This window comes from Acidovorax sp. Root219, assembly GCF_001428665.1.
In the GTDB taxonomy this organism is placed as follows: Bacteria; Pseudomonadota; Gammaproteobacteria; order Burkholderiales; family Burkholderiaceae_C; genus Acidovorax.
The window spans coordinates 271,560-288,860 of record NZ_LMIJ01000011.1 but is presented as its reverse complement, the minus strand read 5'-3'; the positions used below and the strand labels follow the sequence as shown (position 1 = coordinate 288,860).

Sequence of the window (17,301 nt, the reverse complement as noted above, 5' to 3'; positions counted from 1 at the left end):
GGCTGAGCAGGCGGGGTCAGCCAGCGCGCGCCGGCTGGCGCAGCAGTGCTGCCAGCACCAGCGTTTCGGCCAGGACCTCGAAAACCTCCTCGAAGGTTGCCAGCTCCGGGGGCACCCCGGGCCACTGGTCGACCGCAATCGCCCACAGGCCCATCAGCAGGCCGGCCCACATCAGCGCCTGCGTGCTGCGGTGGACGAGAGCCCGGTGCAGCCAGGCCAGGGTGGCCGCACCGACCAGGCCCACGGCCAGCATCGGTGCCTCGCGCACCCAATGCGAATGGCAGGCGGTGGTCCATTCGATGCAGCGGAATTTCCACAGTTCGTGCAGCATGAACTGCTCGTCCAGCGCCAGCGCGCCAAAGGCCAGCACCAGCCAGATCCCCAGTGGCCGGGGCAGGGCGCGTTCGGCGGTCAGCCGCAGGGCGGTGACACCCAGCGTGAGCAGCAGGGCGCTTGACAGCCAGGATGCCGGCGAGGCGTCGGAGCGCAAGGCGCGCTCCCAACTGGGCGCGAACAGGCAGGCGCTCAGCAGCAGGAAGCCGGCCACTGCGGCAAGCACGGCCGGAGCGACCCAGGCATGGGGTGGTGGTGCAGGCGAGGGTGGGAGGGTCATGGTGGCGAGGGCTGGCCGAATTCTGACGCAGGCAGGGGGCCCCGGGTGCGGCCGCCCTGTTCATCGGCACTGAATCACTCCAGAATCAGGCGTCTACCCACAGTCACGCATGGCCACCCCCATCGACTCCTCCCGCCCTGGCGCCTTGCCGCCCGTGGCCCAGTTCCTGGCAGAGGCCGCGCTGCAGCGGCAGTCTTCGCTGCTCGGGCTGGACAAGCCGACTGCGGTGCGCGCGCCGGTTCCGGTGGCCGACCCCGCAGGGAGCCCTGTGCCGTCGCCTTCCGCTACGCCGGTTCCTCCTTCGGCACCAGCAGCGGCCCCGGCCGACAAGGCCAGTATCTCGGCCCAGGCGCGCGGCCAGCTGGGCGCAGGGTTTGACCCGCGCCAGGCCCTGCCCGCCGGCGGCGCGGGTGCCAGCGCGGCGGCGCGGACCTCGCTGCCGATGCTGCCGCCTGCGGGGGCGCCCTTGGCGGCGTCCCAGGCTGTACCGGCCACCGGCACGGCGCTGCTCGCTGCGGCCACCTGGCCCGCCGAGGGCCTCGACGCCCCCGTGCTGCGCATGGTGAGCGCCATGGTGGCGCAACTGACCGGGGGCGGCGGCATGCCGCAGCGGGTGGTCGCCGCCCAGCCCTGGCCCGTGGGCCTGGCCCATGCACTCGAAAGAGGCGACGCCGAACCCGGGCAACCGCCGCTGCAGACCTGGCTGGTGCGCCAGGGCACGGTGCAGACTCCCGAAGGGCCGCGCGGCTTTGCACTGACCCTGCGCATGCCCGTGCCCTGGATGGCATCGCAGTCGGCACCCTCTGCCGTGGCATCGCCCCCGCCGGCGCCGCTGCAGTTACCGTTCTCCGGTAACGCGCAGTCCTTGCAATCGGGGGTGTTTGCGCTGGTGCTGCAGGGGCCGGAGGCGGTCGCTGCGCGCACCAGCGCGCTGCTGGTGCTGGACTTCCAGGCCCAGTTGCCCGCCGCGGTCTACGGCCGTGAAATGCTGCTGCCGCAGGCCCAGCGCCTGGACCCCTGGACGCAGATGGCCGTGCTGCAGGCCAGCGGCCACCTGCCCACCGAGGAAGCCCGCGAGCGCGACCGGCCGATGTGCGAGGTGTCTGGCTGCCCTTATGCGGGGCGATCCCCCTGCGCGCAGCCGTTCTGCCTGGCCCTGCGCTGGGTGGAGCCCGTCGTTCCGGTCCGGCCGGCCGGACCCGGGGCCTGAAGTCTCAGCCAGCGAACTGGCTGTCCCGCACATCGCCCACACTGCGGCGTATCTCCCCGTGGCGTGCGCGCGTGATCGGGTAGGCCAGCAGCAGCGGTATCGCCAGCGCCAGGCACAGCGCGGGCAGCGGGCCGGTCATCAGCCGTATGCCGCCCAGCGCCTGGGCCGACTGGGCCACGTTGGGCACGTAGTGCGTCAGGTCGAGCACGGCCGCAACGACCACCGTGGCCAGGGTGCGCGCGATCTTGTCCACCAGGCCGAACAGGCCGTAGTACATGCCGGTGGTGCGCTCGCCTGCGAGCATGTGGCCGTGGTCGATGGTGTCGGGCACCATCGCGAACGGCACGATCCAGTGCGCACCCATGCCGACGCCGATCAGCGCCAGCACGACCGGCACGGCCCCCTGCTGGCCCGGCCCGATCCAGTACAGCGTCAACAGGCCGGTGGCGCTGAACACCAGGCCCAGCAGGTAGGCCCGGTTCTTCTCCCAGCGGTCCACCACGCGCTTCCAGACGAACAGCGAGATGCCCACCACCCCGAGCAGGATGGCCATGAGCCGCGGCAGATCCCCCTGCGTGCCCTGCAACTGGTAGATGACGAAGTAGGCCAGCGCGCCCTGCACCAGCGTCAGGCCCAGGCGCACCAGGCCGGCGGCGCCGACCAGCAGCAAGAAGGGCCGGTTGCGCAGCGTGCCCAGCAGGGTGCGGCGCACCGAGTCCCAGGCAGGGGCCGGCTCGGCTGTGGCCTCCTCGACTGCGGGTTCTCGCACGCGCCAGGCCACCACGGCCACCGCCATGCCGGCCACCAGGCCGAAGCAGGCACCCGCCAGCGCATAGCCCGTGCGCGCATCGGGCGCGGCCCGCACCAGCACGGGCATGAGCACGCTGCCCGCGAAGAAGCCCAGCAGCGCACCCAGCGAGGCAAAAGCCGTGAGGCTGGTGCGCTCGTCATAGTCGCGCGTGAGGTTGGCGGCCATGGCCTGGTAGGGCAGTTGCACCAGCGTCATCAGCGTGTCGAACAGCGTGTAGGTGATGGCAATCCACAGGAAGGCGGCCACGGGCGAGAGGCCCGGCGGCACCATCCACACCGCCGCCGACACCACGGCCAGCGGAATGGCGCCGTAGATGAGGTACACCCGGTGGCGGCCCCAGCGCGAGCGCGTGCGGTCCGTCACCCAGCCGAACAGCGGGTCGTTGATGGTGTCCCACACCTTGCCCACCAGCAGCGCGGCGCCCGCCACCGCCGGCGGTACCAGGGCCACGTCGGTGTAGAAGATCATGAGCAGAAAGCCCATGGCGGCGATCAGCATTTGCAGGCCCACATTGCCCACGGCATAGCTGAGCTTGGTGCCCAGCGTGAGCGTGGTGGTGGTGGCCTGCGCGGCGGTGGGCCCGCTCACAGTGCGTGCGCCAGTTCGGCCACGGGCTCCTCGGCGTTCAGCATGGCGCGCACTTCGCGGCGCAGCATCTTGTTGAGGAAGCTGCGCGGGATTTCGGGCACGATGCGCACGCGGTCGGGCTGCAAGGCCGCGGACAGGTTCTCGCCCATGTACTCGGTGATGTCGTGCTCCAGCGCGCGCCAGCTGTGCTCGGTGCGCCAGCTCTGGCGCAGGCTCACCACCAGCACGGCCTGCTCGCCGTGCTGCACCAGGCAGCATTCCTTGACGGCTGGGTGCTGGTGCGTAACCTCTTCCACCTCGCGCGGATTGAGCATGCGGCCGTCCTTGTGCACGCGGTCGGCGCTGCGGCCCAGCACGTGCAGGTAGCCCTCCTTGTCGAAGTAGCCCATGTCGCCCATTACTACCCAGCCGTCGCGCAGGGTCTCGGCCGTCTTCTCGGGGTCGTGCCAGTAGCGCTCGAAGCTGACCGGCGTCTTCACCGTGATGAGGCCTGTGGACCCCAGGGGCAGGGGGTTGAAGGCGTCATCGCGCACCACCACCTCCACCCCGGGCATCACGCGGCCCACGGAGGACAGGATGTGGAGGCCCACCGGCGCGCCGCTCGCGTCCACATGTTCGTGCGGCAGCAGCCAGGTGATGGGCGGCAGCGCCTCCAGGCAGCCGTAGCCCTGCTGGAAGATGGGTCCGAAGTGGCGGATCGCCTCGGCGATCTTGGGCGCGGGCATCATCTCCGAGCCATAGGGCACGTGCGTGAGCGAGGCCAGGCGGTAACGCGGCAGCTCCGGGTCGTCCAGCAGGTCGATGATGGCCGAGGGCGAGAGGAAGGCGCGCGAGACCTTGTGGCGCTCGATCAGCCCGGCCAGCGTGGCCGAGCGGAAGTTCTCGGGCATCACCAGCACCGCGCCCGAGAGCAGCGTGGGCAGCACCAGGCCCGAGCCCGGCCCCGTCAGCGGCAGGCCCAGCATGTTGATGTCCTGGCCGCTGGCGGGAGGCGTGAAGTTGATCGACTGCGCGATGAAGCGCACGCTGTCCAGGTATTTGCGGTGGGTATAGCCGATGGCCTTGGGCAGCCCCGTGGTGCCCGAGGTCATGTGCAGTGCGAACACCTCGTCCTCGTGCACCTTGGCCGTGCCGCGCGTGGGCGTGGCCTGGGCCAGCGCGTCCTCGTAGGGCTTGCCCAGGGCCAGGATGTGCAGGCCGGGCATGCGCTCGCGCACGGTGGCCAGAATGGGTGCGCTCAGCGCCGGGTCGTGGATGAACACCGTGGGCTTCACGCGCAGCAGCGTATCGAGCGCCGCCTGCGCCGACAGGTGTTTGTGGAAGCTGGCGAAGATGGTGCCGTTTTCGAACGTGGCCAGGCGCGTCTCGTACTGCTCGCCGGTCTCGGGCAGCCAGGTGAATACGATGTCGCCCTGCTTCACGCCCTGCGCCTGCATCCAGCCATTCAATCGCAGCACGCGCTCATGCAGCTGTTTATATGTGAGGGTGCCGCGCCGGTCGATGAGGGCGCGTTTGTTGCCGTGCAGGCGGTAGGCCAGGCGGGCCACCGAGCGGGCGGTGCGCAGGCGGCTCAGCATGAAGCGCGCCATGACGCTGCGCAGGGAGGGAATGGCCACCGTGGTCTCCTGGGATTGCCGAATGCAAAGCAGTCTCCCATGTGGCCCCCGGTGCAATCATTTCCATTTGTTGGCCTGCGTATCTGCCTGTTTCACGGCCCGCCAAGCGGTTGCATCGTGCCGACAACAGGCGTGAACGAGGGCACGGGGCGTCGCCCGCGCGCAACAGCCCTGCCCATGAAAAAACCGCCAGGGCCGGGGTGCGGCGCTGGCGGTTGCTTTGGACCTGAATGCTGCCGGGTGGGCCGCTTCAGTCCGGAGAACGGCGCAAGCTCATGGATACAGGCCGCGCATTTCGCGGGCATGCAGGATGCGCTGGCAGGCCACGATGAAGGTGGCGGTGCGCAGGCTCACCTTGTGCTCCTGGGCCACCTGCCACACGCCGGCAAAGGCGTCCTGCATGATGCGCACCAGACGGGCGTTGATCTCGTCCTCGCTCCAGAAGAAGCTGGAGAAATCCTGCACCCATTCAAAGTAGCTCACTGTCACACCGCCGGCGTTGGCGATCACGTCGGGCAGCACCAGCACGCCCTTGTCGTGCAGGATGTCGTCCGCCTCGGGGGTGGTGGGGCCGTTGGCGCCCTCGATCACCAGCTTGGCCTTGATCTGGCCGGCGTTGTGCTCGGTGATCTGGCCTTCCAGCGCGGCAGGGATCAGGATCTCGCAATCCACGCCCCAGAATTCCTCGGGCTTCATGGCTTCGGCACCGGCAAAGCCGCCCACGCCACCACGGATCTTCACGTGGGCCAGCAGGGCCGGCACATCAAGGCCCTTGCCGTTGAAGATGGTGCCGGTGTGGTCCTGCACGGCCACCACCTTGGCACCAGCTTCGGCAAACAGTTTGGCTGCGATGCCGCCCACGTTTCCGAAGCCCTGCACCGCCAGGCGGGCACCTTCGAGTTGCAGGCCGGTGAGCTTGGCGGCTTCCACACCCACGGTGAACACGCCGCGGCCGGTGGCTTCCACGCGGCCCAGCGAGCCGCCCAGGTCCACGGGCTTGCCGGTGACCACGCCGGTGGCGGTGGAGCCGGTGTTCATCGAGTACGTGTCCATCATCCAGGCCATGATCTGGCCGTTGGTGTTCACGTCGGGTGCCGGGATGTCCTTGGTGGGGCCGATGATGATGCCGATCTCGCTGGTGTAGCGGCGCGTCAGGCGTTCCAGTTCACCCATGGAGAGCTTCTTGGGGTCCACGCGGATGCCGCCCTTGGCACCGCCGTAGGGCACGTTCACCGCCGCGTTCTTGATCGACATCCAGGCCGACAGGGCCATCACTTCCGACAGTGTCACGTCCTGGTGGAAGCGCACGCCGCCCTTGCCGGGGCCACGCGAGGTGTTGTGCTGCACGCGGTAGCCCTCGAAGTGGGCGATGGTGCCGTTGTCCAGCTCGATCGGCACATCCACGATCAGCGCGCGCTTGGGGCGCTTGAGGGTTTCCACCCAGCGGGCCAGGTGCCCCAGGTAGGGCGTGACGCGGTCTACCTGCTGCAGGTAGATGCCCCAGGGCCCGAGGTTGTCGGCCTGCAGGTACGAAGGCAGGGTGTGGACGGCGCCCAATTTGGAGGGGGTGGCCGGCGCGCCGGAAGATTGCGACATGGTGAATTTCCTTGTGGGATAAGTTCAAGCCACGAAGCTTATTCCTGCCCCGCAAGCCTGTCCAAGGCCGGAGTGTTACAGGATTATGCAATCGATGCATAACCTTGAAAAGACGATCCTGGCCTTCGCCGAGTCTGTGCAAAGGGGTCGTGCCAGTGCCCCTTCGCGGCAGATAGGGCCGCCTCACTCCACCTTGAAATCCGCCAGCAGCGGATCGCCCGGCGGATAGCGCAGGTCCAGGTTCTGCAGCACCTGGCGCAGCACGCTGGCGATCATCAGGTTGCGGTGGGTCTTGGAGTCGGCCGGCACGATGGTCCAGGGTGCCCAGGGCGTGTGCGTTGCGTTGAGCAGGGTGTCATAGGCCCGGCGGTAGTCCTTCCACTGCTTGCGCACCTCGATGTCGCCCATGCTGAACTTCCAGTGCTTGGCCGGGTCGTCCAGCCGCTCCTGCAGGCGCAGGCGCTGCTCCTCGGGGCTGATGTGCAGCAGAAACTTGAGCACGATGGTGCCGGTCTCGCTGAGCATGCGCTCGAAGTCGTTGATGTGGGCCAGGCGCTGCTGTTGCTGTTCGGGCGTGATCCAGCCGTTGACCACGGGCACCAGCACGTCCTCGTAGTGGCTGCGGTTGAAGACCGTGATGTCGCCGTCTTGCGGCACCTGCTGGTGGATGCGCCAGAGGTAGTCGTGCGCACGCTCGGTCTCGGTGGGGGCCTTCCAGCCCACGGTGTGCACGCCCAGGGCGCTCATGCGGCCGAACACGCCGCGGATGGTGCCGTCCTTGCCCGAGGTGTCGGTGCCCTGCAGCACCACCAGCAGCTTGTAGCGCTTGTCGGCATAGAACAGGTTCTGCAACTCGTCGAGCTCCAGCGCGAGGGCCTCCACGGCGGCCTTGTCTTCGGTCTTGCTGCCCAGCGAGAACGGCTTGGCTCCTGGATCCCAGTCGGCCAGGGCAGAGGTCTTGCCTTTCTTGCCGCCCGCCTTGGGCTGCCAGGCCGACCAACGCTCGCCGAAGGCCTTGCTGCTGCTCTGGAAGGGAGGGGTCATGGTGTGCATCTCCAGTGGTTTGAAAGGGGGTATCAATGGTTGCCGTGGGCCATGCGGTAGGCCATGGGGGTCTGGCCTACCGCATGGGCAAAGGCCCGGTGCAGGCCGGCCTCGCTGGCAAAGCCCAGGTCCTGGGCGATGCGCTTGAGCGGATGGCGGGTCTGGCACAGGGCATCTGCGGCCTGCCGCAGCTTGATGCGGCGCATCCAGTGTGCCGCAGCCAGGCCCGTGTGCGCGCGCACCCGCCGCGCCAGGGTGCGGGTGGACAGGTGCATGGCCGCCGCCAGATCGGCCAGGCACAGGCCCTGGGCCGGGCTGCGCTGCACCCAGAGCATGGCGCTGCGCAGGGCAGGCTCCGCCTGCGCCATCAGATCCAGCCCGGCAAACACGGGGTGGGTGGCGCGCGGACGGGGCAGCATCAGCACCTCCTGCAGGTCCTGCACGGCCTGGGGCGGCAGCCGTGCCGCCAGCGCGTGCAGCATCAGCGGCAGGTAGCCGCTGGCCCCGGCGGCGGTGGTGGCCACTGCGTGCGCCACCAGGGGTTCATCAAAGCGCCATTGCACGGCCGTGAACTCCTGCTGCAACGCCGCCTGCAGCCACCAGGTGGCCGTGGCCGCATGGCCATCGAGCCGGCCGCTGGCGGCCAGCAGCACCACGCCGGCGCAGTAGCTCCACGCCTGCGTGCGGCGCGGCAGGGCGCGCAGCGCCCGCACCAGGGGCTGCAGGGGGCGCAGCTGGGCCCGCACTTCGTCGGGTGACGACAGCCACAGGCCCGGCACCAGCACGGCATCGGCCTGTGTCTGCGCCAGGGTTGACGTGGGCAGCAGTGCCGGCCCCTGCCATGTGGATACCGGCTGAAGGTCCAGGCCCACCCACTGCACGTCGAACAGCGGCCGGCCCGCGCGCAGGTTGGCCGCGCGCGCCATGTCGGCCGTCGCGAACAGGCCTGCCGGCATGCAGCCCTCGTAGAGCAGCAGGGCCAGGCGCAGGGGGCGCGCGGGGAAAGGGGAATCAGCTCCCAGGCCTGGCATGGATTGGCAATGAATTGTCCATTCCAGCCATTTTCACCAGACGCACGCCTTTGAACAATAGGGCTTCATCCATTGCCACAGCACCTGCCCCATGAAGATCACCCAATTGCGCAACGCCACCATCGTGCTGGAATTCACGGCCCAGGGCGCGCCCGTGGCCCTGCTGGTCGACCCCATGCTCTCGCGCCAGGGTGGCCTGCCCACGCTGCGCTACCTGGGGGGCACGCGCCGCCGCAACCCCATCGTGGAGCTGCCCGAAGTAGCCGATGCCGTGCTGGGCCGCGTGACGCATGCCCTCATCACCCATTGCCAGCGCGGCCACTTCGACCACCTGGATCGGGCGGGCAAGCAGTTCCTGCGCGGGAAGGGCACGCCCGTCTTCTGCATGCCCCGCGATGCGGACTACCTGGCCACGCGCGGCCTGGCGGTGCAGCCGCTGGCGGGCCCGGGCCGCCAGCCCTTTCTGGGCAGTGGGTACATCACGCCCATCGCCTGCCTGCACGGGCGCGGCTGGGTCGGCCGCCTCATGGAGCATGGCCATGGTTACCTGATCGAGATGCCGGGCGAGCCCAGCGTCTACATCGCCGGGGACACGGTGCTCACGCCCGAGCTGCGCGATTGCCTCACCCGCCTGCGCCCCGACGTGGCCGTGCTGCCGGCCGGCGGTGCGCGCTTCGACCTGGGGGGCGAGATCCTGATGGATGGGAAAGACGTGATCGGGGCCTGCACCCTGGCCCCCGGCACGGTGGTGGCCAACCACCTGGAAGCACTCGACCATTGCCCTACCACGCGCTCCGGCCTGGCGGGCCTGGCCGCAGAGGCTGGCGTGCAGCAACGGCTGTGGATTCCGCAGGATGGCGAGTCACGCGTGTTCTGATGCGGGCGTCGTGGAGCAGACCTGCTCGGCGGGGTGTCCAGCCCGGTGTGCGTCGTGCGACATCAGGTCCACGAAGCGTCGCGCGCCCAGGCCCAGCGGCCGCTCCTTGGACCACACCACGTCCACCCATAGGGCCGTGCCATTGCTCAGGTTCTCGAACGGCATCTCCACCAGCGTGCCGGCGTCAATGCGCGGCTGCACCAGGGCACGTGGCTGCCAGCCCCAGCCCAGGCCCGCCTCGATCAGGCCCAGGGCGGCCAGGTGGTTGTCGGTACGCCAGTGGTGGCGCGCGAAGACGAAGCGCCGGTCGATCTGCGCCAGGTCGCGGCTGGCCACCACGATCTGCCGCGTGGTCGTGAGGTGCTCCTCGCGCAATTGCGCCTCCCCGGCCGGCTCGCAGCGCTCCGTGGCGGCTTCGCGCGCGGCCTGCAGCACCGGGTGGTCGGGCGCCATCACCGCCACCAGGGTTTCGCTGCCTACCTCCTGGAAGCCTTCGCGCCCGTCGATGCTGGGGCGTTCGAACACCAGCGCCAGTTGCGCGCGCCCGGTGTGCAGCAACTCGAGCGCATCGACCTGGGGCGCGGCCAGCACCTCCACCTGCAGCAGCGGGTACTCGCGCGCCAGGGCGGCGATCGGCTCGGTCCAGCGCGATGCCAGCAGCTCGGGTGCGATGGCCACCGTGAGCCGTTCCTCCAGCCCCTGGGTGAGCGACAGCGCCTGGGCGTTGAGTTGTTGCAACTGGCCAGCCAGCAGCCGCGCCTGGGGCTCCAGCGCCCGTGCGGCGGCGGTGGGCCGGGGCTCACGGCCACTGCGGTCGAAGAGCGGCATGTCCAGCTCCGCCTCCAGGTGGGCAATCGCCATGCTCACGGCCGACGGCACGCGCGAGAGGCTGCGGGCCGCTGCCGAGAAGGAGCCCTGGTCCAGCACGGACAGGAAGACCTGGATGTTGTCCGACGAAAAAGCCATAGAGGGCTCAATCTATCAGAAAAACTGACACAAGCTAACTTTTTATATCAGCCTCTGGCACATACAGTCCTGCCCATGGAATCGCAGAACACCACCACTTCCCTGACAGCAACCCAGACCGCCGCCGGCCTGCAGGGCGTCAAGCGCCGCGTCGTCTACGTCACGCTGTACGAACTCATCGCCATTGCAGCCGCCACGGCGGGGCTGGCCTTTCTCTCGGGGCAGGGCGCGGCGCATGCCGGCGTGATCGCTGCCGTGGCAGCCCTGATCGCCGTGGCGTGGAACGTGTTGTTCAACTGGGCTTTCGAGCGCTGGGAGGCGCGGCAGGAGGTACGCGGGCGCAGCGCAGCACGCCGCGTGGTGCATGCCGTGAGCTTCGAGATGGGGCTTGTCATCACCCTGGTGCCGATCTTCGCTTGGTGGTTCCAGATCAGCCTGTGGCAGGCACTGGTGATGGACATCGGCATGATCGTTTTCTTCCTGTGCTACACCTTTGTCTTCAACTGGGTGTTCGATCAGGTGTTCGGCCTGCCCGCCAGTGCGCAGGGGGCCGCACAGGTGTGACATTGCACTGCACGCAATGTGCGCTTTGTTACCGGGGGGATGCACAGGCTGCTTAGGGCGTGTCATCATTCATTTCACCCCCGCGAAAGTCTGCAGCGCGGTGCAGTGCAAGGCGCCCTGAGTGCCGTGTAGCTCGGCTACACAAGCGAAGGGCAACGCCGCAATGCGCCGCGCTGCAGGCTTTCCCTTCGGGCTGGCCCCGGCATGCGGCGTCTGCTTTGTCGCTCGGCTTGCCAATAGCCCGGCTATTGGCTGCGCCGCGCTTCGCGCATCCATCCGCATGCCGAGGCCAGCGCGGGGGTGAAATGAATGATGACACGCCCTATCTGAAAACAGTCAATCAAGGAGCCAGCATGGATCAAAACCAGGATAAGAAACCGTCACCGCCTGCAGGCGGTGGCTTCTGGGTCAACCTCATTCGTGCCGAGATGGTCGTGCAGGTGGTGGGCCTGGTTGTCATCGGGGTGGTGGCGGTCACGGCCATCATCGTGTTCGGCATGAAATAGGGCCGCCGCCTTTCTCAGGACCGCCCCGGTCGCACAACCGCATCAGCCCTGCAGCAGCTGCCCCGCGATGGCTGCTGCGGCGGTGCGCGTCTCCACCCCCAGCTTCTCGAAGATGTGCTCCAGGTGCTTGTTCACCGTGCGCGGGCTCATGCCCAGGATATCGGCGATGTCGCGGTTGGTCTTGCCCTTGGTCAGCCACGAGAGCACCTCGGTCTCGCGCGGGGTCAGCGCCACCTGCTGCAGGCGGCGCGGCGCTGCGGCCTCGGGCCGGGCATGGCTGAGCAGCAGCATCGATTCGGCCAGGCCGCTGGCGCCCATGTGCCGGGCCAGCAGCTGCCGGCCGTCGGCCAATGCCAGGGTCTGTTCGCCATCGCGCTGTGCCCGCACCAGCCAGGCAGCGGCCAGTTCCGCAGGAGCCTCGGCATGGGCAAAGGCATCTTCCAGCCAGCGCGTGGCCTGGGGTGAGCGCCAGGCCATGCGGCCCTGGCCATCGAGCACCACTACACCCAGGCCGGCCACGTCCACTGCCTCGCGCGCCATGCGCGTGGCCTGGGCATTGCGCACGTGGGTCGCCAGGCGCGCCAGCACCTCGGGGATGCGCAGCGGCTTGACCACATAGTCCACCCCGCCACTGTCAAAGCCCTGCAGGATCTGCGCCGTGTCCGACAGCCCGGTCATGAACACGATGGGCACGTGCGACCACGGCGGTGTGGCCTTGAGCTTGCGGCACAGCGCGAAGCCGTCGATGCCGGGCATCACCGCATCGAGCAGCACCCCGTCGGGCACCACCATGTCGAAGCGCTGCAGCGCTTCCTGCGCATCGCGCGCGGCCAGCACGGCGTAGCCCTCTGCGGCGAGCGCGTCGCAGAGCATGCGCAGGGTGTCCAGGGCGTCGTCCACCACCAGGATGACGCGCTGGCCGGGCTCCGAGGGGCTGGCCAGAGAGGGGTCAAAGAGACTGTTCATGGTCGGGTTCGCGAAGGTGGCGGGCCAGGGCCTCGAAATCGAAACGGTCGGCGCAGGCCTGCAGCACGGCCAGTGCGGCGGCATGGGCCGGCAGCTCGCTGCGCGCCTGGCGCAGCCGTTCGCGCACGGCGCCTGCCTGGCCCTGGCGCGCCAACCGGGTCAGGTCGTCGCGCAGGCCCTGGGGCAGGCTGGTAGGCGCAGGTGCCTGGCGCACGGACTCGCCCATTGCGGCCGGCAGGGGGGGCGGCGTGTTGTCGTGCACCCATTCGAGCTGCAGCGCCGCCTGCAGCGCGCGCAGCAGCTCGGACTCGATCACCGGCTTGCCCACGAAGCCCTGCACCTGCATGGCCGCCAGGCGCCCGGGCTCGTGGTCGAACTGGTTGGCCGAGACAAAGACGATGGGCAGTTCGCTGGCTGGCAGCAATGTGCGCAGCAGCGCGGCGGTCTGCCAGCCGTCGAGGTCGTCCATGGAAATGTCCAGCAGCACCAGGTCGGGCGGGGTCTGGCGCACGATCTCCACGCACTCGCGCCCGCTGGCGGCCTCGCGCACGATGAAGCCCAGTGGCACCAGCAGGCCGGCCAGCAGCTGGCGCTGCAGTGGCTGGTCGTCCACCACCAGCAGCGTGCGGCGCGGGGCGATGTGGCCGATCACCGGGCGCAGGGCGACCATGTGGGCGGGGCGCCAGGCCGGGTCGGGCGAGATGCCGGGCAGGTACAGGCGCACGGTGAAGGTGCTGCCCTGGCCGGGCGTGCTGGCCACCGTGAGCTCGCCCCCCATGAGCTGCGTGAGCAGGTGTGTGATGGTCAGGCCCAGGCCGGTGCCGGCCTCGCTCGCGCGGCGTCCGGCGCTGCCGCGCTCGAACGGCAGAAAGATGCGTTCAAGGTCTTGCGGCTCGATGCCGATGCCGGTGTCGATCACTTCGATGCGCGAGACATGCGGGCGAAAATCCATGCGCAGCCGCACCTCGCCGCGCTCGGTGAAGCGCACCGCGTTGGACAGCAGGTTGATCAAAATCTGGCGCAGCCGCTTGGCGTCGGCCCGTATCCAGCCGGGCATGGTGCCCTCGGTCTGCACCACGAAGCGCAGGCCCCTGGCCTCGGCCTGCGGGCGCAGCATGCCCTCCACGTTCTGGATCAGCTCGGGCAGGGGCAGGGGCAGCAGGTCCAGGCGCAGGCGGCCGGCCTCGATGCGCGCCAGCTCCAGCGAGCCGTCGATCAGCGCATGCATGTGCTGCCCGCTGTGCTGGATGGTGGACAGGCTCTCGCGCAGCCAGCCCTCGGTCTGCGGGTTCTTGAGCAGGATCTGGGTGTAGCCGAGGATGCTGTTGAGCGGCGAACGCAGCTCGTGCGTCATGCCGGCCACGTAGCGCGTCTTGGCCAGGCTGGCCGATTCGGCCTGGTCCTTGGCGGCCTGCAGCTCGGCATCGGTGCGCTTGTGCGCCTCGATCTCCTGCAGCAAGAGCTGCGTCTGCCGCTCCGATTCGTCCTGCGCCATGCGCCGGCTGTCGGTACTCAGTACCACCCACCAGGCGCACACGGCGGCCAACAGCGCCAGCAGCGCGAACACCTTGAAGAAGGGCATGCGCAAGAACTGTGCGGGCGTCTCGATGCTCTCCTGCACATAGACCACGCCGAGCAGGAAGACCATCACCGCGCACAGCGAGACCATCACCATCAGGTACTGCCCCATGCGGAAGTTGACCTTGGCCGCCCAGTGGCGTGGCAGCAGCAGAGCGGCCACGGCGCGCAACTGGTCGGTGGCGCGCGAGCCGGTCTTGCAGCGGTCGTGGCAGCGCGATTCGAGCGAGCAGCACAGCGAGCAGATCGCCGCGCCGTAGGCCGGGCAGCGCGCCATGTCTTCGGACTCAAACTGGTTCTCGCACACCGTGCAGCGCACCGCTTCGCCGGGCTGCCAGGTGGTATCGGGCTGGCGCGCCAGGTAGTAGCGCCCCTTGGTGGCCCAGGCCAGCAGCGGCGCCAGCGCCATCGACAGCACCAGTGCGATGAAGGGCGAGAACGCCGCCGCCATCTCGCCCAGCATGCCGGCATAGGCGCAGCAGGCCACCGTGGCCGCCAGCACCATGGAGCCCAGGCCCACGGGGTTGAAGTCGTACAGGTGCGCGCGGCGGAACTCGATGCCCGGCGGTGACAGCCCGAGCGGCTTGTTGATCACCAGGTCGGCCACCAGCGCGCCCACCCAGGCGATGGCCACGTTGCTGTAGACCGCCAGCACCTTCTCGAGCGCGCCGAACACCCCGAGTGTCATCAGCAGCGTGGCGATGCCCACGTTGAACACCAGCCAGACCACACGCCCCGGGTGGCTGCGCGTGATGCGCGCAAAGAAGTTGGACCAGGCGAGCGAGCCCGCGTAGGCATTCGTCAGGTTGATCTTGATCTGCGAGACCACGACGAAGAGCACCGTGACCGCCACCGCCAGGCCCGGCAGGCCCAGCGCCGCCATGACCTGGTGGAAGCCCGCCAGGAACATCTGCGTGGGCTCGGCCGCGCGCGTGGTGCCCACCTCGAACTGCAGCGCCGCAAAAGCCAGGAAGGCGCCGCCCGCCATCTTGAGCATGCCCATCACGATCCAGCCCGGGCCCGCCACCAGCACCGCGCCCCACCAGCGCCAGCGGTTGGCGGCCGTGCGCTCGGGCAGGAAGCGCAGAAAGTCCACCTGCTCGCCGATCTGCACCACCAGCGAGAAGATCACCGTGCCCGCCACGCCGAACATCAGCAGGTTGAACTGGCTGCTGCCGCTCTTGAGACCCGACAGCCCCGCGAAGTCGCGGTACAGCTGCGGTTGCGCCAGCGCGATCCAGACGAAGGGCAGCAGCAGCAAAAACAGCCACAGCGGCTGCGTCCAGGCCTGCAGCCGCGAGATCAGCGTGATGCCGCGCATGGCCAGGGGCAGGATGACCAGGGACGAGACCACGTAGCACCACTGCAGCGGCCAGTCCACCACCATCTGCAGCGCCAGCGCCATGATGGCTGCCTCCAGCGCGAAGAAGATGAAGGTGAACACCGCGTAGATCAGCGAGGTGATGGTCGAGCCCAGGTAGCCGAAGCCCGCGCCGCGCGTGAGCAGGTCCATGTCCAGGCCATAGCGCGCTGCGTAGTAGGCGATGGGCAGCCCGGTGAGGAAGATCAGCACTCCCACCGCGAGGATGGCCCACATGGCATTGGAAAAGCCGTAGTTGAGCGCGATGGCCCCGCCGATGGCCTCCAGCGCCAGGAAGGACAGCGAGCCGAACGCCGTGTTCGCCACGCGGAACTCGCTCCAGCGCCGAAAGCTCTTGGCGGTGTAGCGCAGCGCGTAGTCCTCCATGGTCTCGTCGGCCACCCAGGCGTTGTACTCGCGCCGGAAGCGAAAGATCGTCTGCTGGGCAGGCTGCGGTGCGCCGGACGGAGGGGTGGAGGGCATGCACGGGGCCCATGCAAGAAACGTTCTAGCAACGCTTGCCGGGAGGTGCGTACGCACGGGCTACGTTAATTGACGTATGGGCGCGTACCAGGGTTGTCCCTAATCTTGGCACCAGCGCGGCACCCAACCGGCCGGCGCCGCACACCACCCCAACCCGTCTGTAGCAAGGAGCGTTTTCACCATGAAGCACCTCACCGATCCGAATGCCCTGGGCCTTCCTCCCTCCACGGACGGCGGCCGCCGCCGCCTGCTGCAGGCCATGGGCGCCGCATCGATGGCGGGCCTGCCCGCCTGGTCCTTCGGCCAGACCACCGCCGCCGTCAACACCACCAAGCTGGCCGTGACGGACACCGAAGTCACCGTGGGCCAGCTGCATTCGGCCACCGGCACCATGGCCATCTCCGAGACCGGCTCCATCCAGGCCGAGCAGCTCGCCATCGACCAGATCAACGCCATGGGCGGCGTGCTGGGCCGCAAGATCAAGGTCATCAAGGAAGACGGCGCCTCCGACTGGCCCACCTTCGCCGAAAAATCCAAGAAGCTGCTCATCAACGACCACTGCGCCGCCGTGTTCGGCTGCTGGACCAGCGCCTCGCGCAAGGCCGTGCTGCCGGTGTTCGAAAAAGAGAACGGCCTCTTGTACTACCCCACCTTCTACGAAGGCCTGGAGCAGTCCAAGAACGTGATCTACACCGGCCAGGAAGCCACGCAGCAGATCCTGTACAGCCTGGAGTGGGCCAAGACCGAGAAGAAGGCCAAAACCTTCTTCCTGATCGGGTCGGACTACATCTGGCCGCGCACCTCGATGAAGATCGCGCGCAAGCACGTGGAGAACTTCCAGAAAGGCAAGGTCGTGGGCGAGGAGTACTACCCGCTGGGCAGCACCAACTTCGGCTCGCTGATGAACAAGATCAAGGTGCAAAAGCCCGACTGCCTGTTCGTCGCCGTGGTGGGGGGCTCCAACGTGGCCTTCTACAAGGCGCTCAAGGCTGCCGGCATCACGGGTGACAAGCAACTGCTGGTCACGCTGTCGGTCACCGAGGACGAGATGACAGGCGTGGGCGGCGAGAACTTCGCGGGCTTCTTCTCGTCGATGAAGTACTTCCAGTCGCTGGACAACGAGAACAACAAGAAGTTCGTCGCCGCCTTCAAGGGCAAGTACGGCAAGGATGCGGTGATCGGCGACGTGACCCAGGCCGGCTACCTCGGCCCGTGGCTGTGGAAGGCCGCGGTCGAGAAGGCCAAGAGCTTCGACGTGGACAAGGTGGTGGCCGCCTCGCCGGGCATCGAGCTCAAGACCGCACCCGAGGGCTACGTCAAGCTCGACGCCAACCACCACCTGTGGAGCAAGTCGCGCATCGCCATGGGCATGCCGGACGCGAGCTTCAAGGTCGTTGCCGAATCGCCGGAATTGATCAAGCCCGATCCGTTCCCCAAGGGTTACCAGTAAATCCTCCCGCTGCAGCGTCCGGCCCACCAGGCCGGGCCGCCG

14 protein-coding genes are annotated in these 17,301 nt (G+C 68.6%); 5 read left to right on the top strand and 9 right to left on the bottom strand.

Translation table 11 applies throughout. From position 1 onward, the window contains the following. Nucleotides 1–16: 16 nt before the first annotated feature. Entirely contained in the window at nucleotides 17–613 is a 597-nt protein-coding gene (locus ASE28_RS12065; protein WP_057200294.1) for a hypothetical protein, read from the bottom strand. A gap of 109 nt (nucleotides 614–722) precedes the next feature. Between ASE28_RS12065 and ASE28_RS12060 the strand changes: the two genes are divergently transcribed. Beyond that, nucleotides 723–1,823 carry a hypothetical protein gene (locus ASE28_RS12060; protein WP_057266759.1) on the top strand — a complete coding sequence of 367 codons (1,101 nt, stop codon included), beginning with the start codon at nucleotides 723–725 and terminating at the stop codon, nucleotides 1,821–1,823. Nucleotides 1,824–1,827: 4 nt separating this feature from the next. Here ASE28_RS12060 and ASE28_RS12055 read toward each other — a convergent pair whose 3' ends face one another. The 5 genes from ASE28_RS12055 to ASE28_RS12035 all read right to left on the bottom strand — a co-directional run bounded on the left by ASE28_RS12055 (nucleotide 1,828) and on the right by ASE28_RS12035 (nucleotide 8,509). After that, nucleotides 1,828–3,222 (bottom strand): MFS transporter, encoded by a 1,395-nt coding sequence (locus ASE28_RS12055; RefSeq protein WP_057266758.1) that lies wholly within the window; start codon nucleotides 3,220–3,222, stop codon nucleotides 1,828–1,830. Continuing rightward, nucleotides 3,219–4,838 carry a class I adenylate-forming enzyme family protein gene (locus tag ASE28_RS12050; protein ID WP_057200291.1) on the bottom strand — a complete coding sequence of 540 codons (1,620 nt, stop codon included), beginning with the start codon at nucleotides 4,836–4,838 and terminating at the stop codon, nucleotides 3,219–3,221. Before ASE28_RS12050 ends, ASE28_RS12055 begins: the two co-directional genes overlap by 4 nt. 273 nt (nucleotides 4,839–5,111) lie before the next feature. Then, nucleotides 5,112–6,434, bottom strand: a complete 1,323-nt coding sequence (locus ASE28_RS12045; protein WP_057200290.1) for a Glu/Leu/Phe/Val dehydrogenase — start codon at nucleotides 6,432–6,434, stop codon at nucleotides 5,112–5,114. Between the two features lie 183 nt (nucleotides 6,435–6,617). Continuing rightward, complete coding sequence (locus ASE28_RS12040) at nucleotides 6,618–7,487, bottom strand: PPK2 family polyphosphate kinase (RefSeq protein ID WP_057266757.1); 870 nt, start codon at nucleotides 7,485–7,487, stop codon at nucleotides 6,618–6,620. A gap of 23 nt (nucleotides 7,488–7,510) precedes the next feature. After that, a complete protein-coding gene (locus ASE28_RS12035) occupies nucleotides 7,511–8,509 on the bottom strand; it encodes a GlxA family transcriptional regulator (RefSeq protein WP_057266756.1) in 999 nt (332 codons plus the stop codon). 91 nt (nucleotides 8,510–8,600) lie between these two features. On the opposite strand from ASE28_RS12035, the gene ASE28_RS12030 reads away from it, so the two are divergent. Further along, entirely contained in the window at nucleotides 8,601–9,386 is a 786-nt protein-coding gene (locus tag ASE28_RS12030; protein ID WP_057266755.1) for an MBL fold metallo-hydrolase, read from the top strand. On the opposite strand, the gene ASE28_RS12025 is transcribed toward ASE28_RS12030, so the two are convergent. Next, complete coding sequence (locus tag ASE28_RS12025; protein ID WP_057266754.1) at nucleotides 9,372–10,352, bottom strand: LysR family transcriptional regulator; 981 nt, start codon at nucleotides 10,350–10,352, stop codon at nucleotides 9,372–9,374. The genes ASE28_RS12030 and ASE28_RS12025 overlap by 15 nt on opposite strands. Before the next feature lie 75 nt (nucleotides 10,353–10,427). Between ASE28_RS12025 and ASE28_RS12020 the strand changes: the two genes are divergently transcribed. Next, nucleotides 10,428–10,916: a PACE efflux transporter gene (locus ASE28_RS12020; RefSeq protein ID WP_057266753.1), complete on the top strand. Its 489-nt coding sequence runs from the start codon at nucleotides 10,428–10,430 to the stop codon at nucleotides 10,914–10,916. Between the two features lie 305 nt (nucleotides 10,917–11,221). Next, on the top strand, nucleotides 11,222–11,422 hold the full coding sequence (locus ASE28_RS32005) for a hypothetical protein (protein WP_157421953.1): 201 nt from the start codon (nucleotides 11,222–11,224) through the stop codon (nucleotides 11,420–11,422). 42 nt (nucleotides 11,423–11,464) lie between these two features. Here the strand turns inward: ASE28_RS32005 and ASE28_RS12015 are convergent, their stop codons facing one another. Both ASE28_RS12015 and ASE28_RS12010 read right to left on the bottom strand, forming a co-directional pair. Beyond that, entirely contained in the window at nucleotides 11,465–12,388 is a 924-nt protein-coding gene (locus tag ASE28_RS12015; RefSeq protein ID WP_057266752.1) for a response regulator, read from the bottom strand. Beyond that, nucleotides 12,372–15,809, bottom strand: coding sequence for an ATP-binding protein (locus ASE28_RS12010; RefSeq protein ID WP_057266751.1), 3,438 nt, complete (start codon nucleotides 15,807–15,809; stop codon nucleotides 12,372–12,374). Before ASE28_RS12010 ends, ASE28_RS12015 begins: the two co-directional genes overlap by 17 nt. A gap of 181 nt (nucleotides 15,810–15,990) precedes the next feature. Between ASE28_RS12010 and urtA the strand changes: the two genes are divergently transcribed. Continuing rightward, entirely contained in the window at nucleotides 15,991–17,259 is a 1,269-nt protein-coding gene (gene urtA / locus ASE28_RS12005) for an urea ABC transporter substrate-binding protein (protein ID WP_057266750.1), read from the top strand. Nucleotides 17,260–17,301 lie beyond the last annotated feature (42 nt).

Excerpts from the sequence above, each read along its gene's own strand:
- ASE28_RS12030 (WP_057266755.1), top strand. The coding sequence starts at position 8,601 with ATGAAGATCACCCAATTGCGCAACGCCACCATCGTGCTGGAATTCACG.
- ASE28_RS12045 (WP_057200290.1), bottom strand. The coding sequence starts at position 6,434 with ATGTCGCAATCTTCCGGCGCGCCGGCCACCCCCTCCAAATTGGGCGCC.
- ASE28_RS12025 (WP_057266754.1), bottom strand. The coding sequence starts at position 10,352 with ATGGCTTTTTCGTCGGACAACATCCAGGTCTTCCTGTCCGTGCTGGAC.
- ASE28_RS12035 (WP_057266756.1), bottom strand. The coding sequence starts at position 8,509 with ATGCCAGGCCTGGGAGCTGATTCCCCTTTCCCCGCGCGCCCCCTGCGC.
- urtA (WP_057266750.1), top strand. The coding sequence starts at position 15,991 with ATGAAGCACCTCACCGATCCGAATGCCCTGGGCCTTCCTCCCTCCACG.
- ASE28_RS12065 (WP_057200294.1), bottom strand. The coding sequence starts at position 613 with ATGACCCTCCCACCCTCGCCTGCACCACCACCCCATGCCTGGGTCGCT.
- ASE28_RS12010 (WP_057266751.1), bottom strand. The coding sequence starts at position 15,809 with ATGCCCTCCACCCCTCCGTCCGGCGCACCGCAGCCTGCCCAGCAGACG.
- ASE28_RS12020 (WP_057266753.1), top strand. The coding sequence starts at position 10,428 with ATGGAATCGCAGAACACCACCACTTCCCTGACAGCAACCCAGACCGCC.
- ASE28_RS32005 (WP_157421953.1), top strand. The coding sequence starts at position 11,222 with ATGAATGATGACACGCCCTATCTGAAAACAGTCAATCAAGGAGCCAGC.
- ASE28_RS12060 (WP_057266759.1), top strand. The coding sequence starts at position 723 with ATGGCCACCCCCATCGACTCCTCCCGCCCTGGCGCCTTGCCGCCCGTG.
- ASE28_RS12040 (WP_057266757.1), bottom strand. The coding sequence starts at position 7,487 with ATGCACACCATGACCCCTCCCTTCCAGAGCAGCAGCAAGGCCTTCGGC.
- ASE28_RS12015 (WP_057266752.1), bottom strand. The coding sequence starts at position 12,388 with ATGAACAGTCTCTTTGACCCCTCTCTGGCCAGCCCCTCGGAGCCCGGC.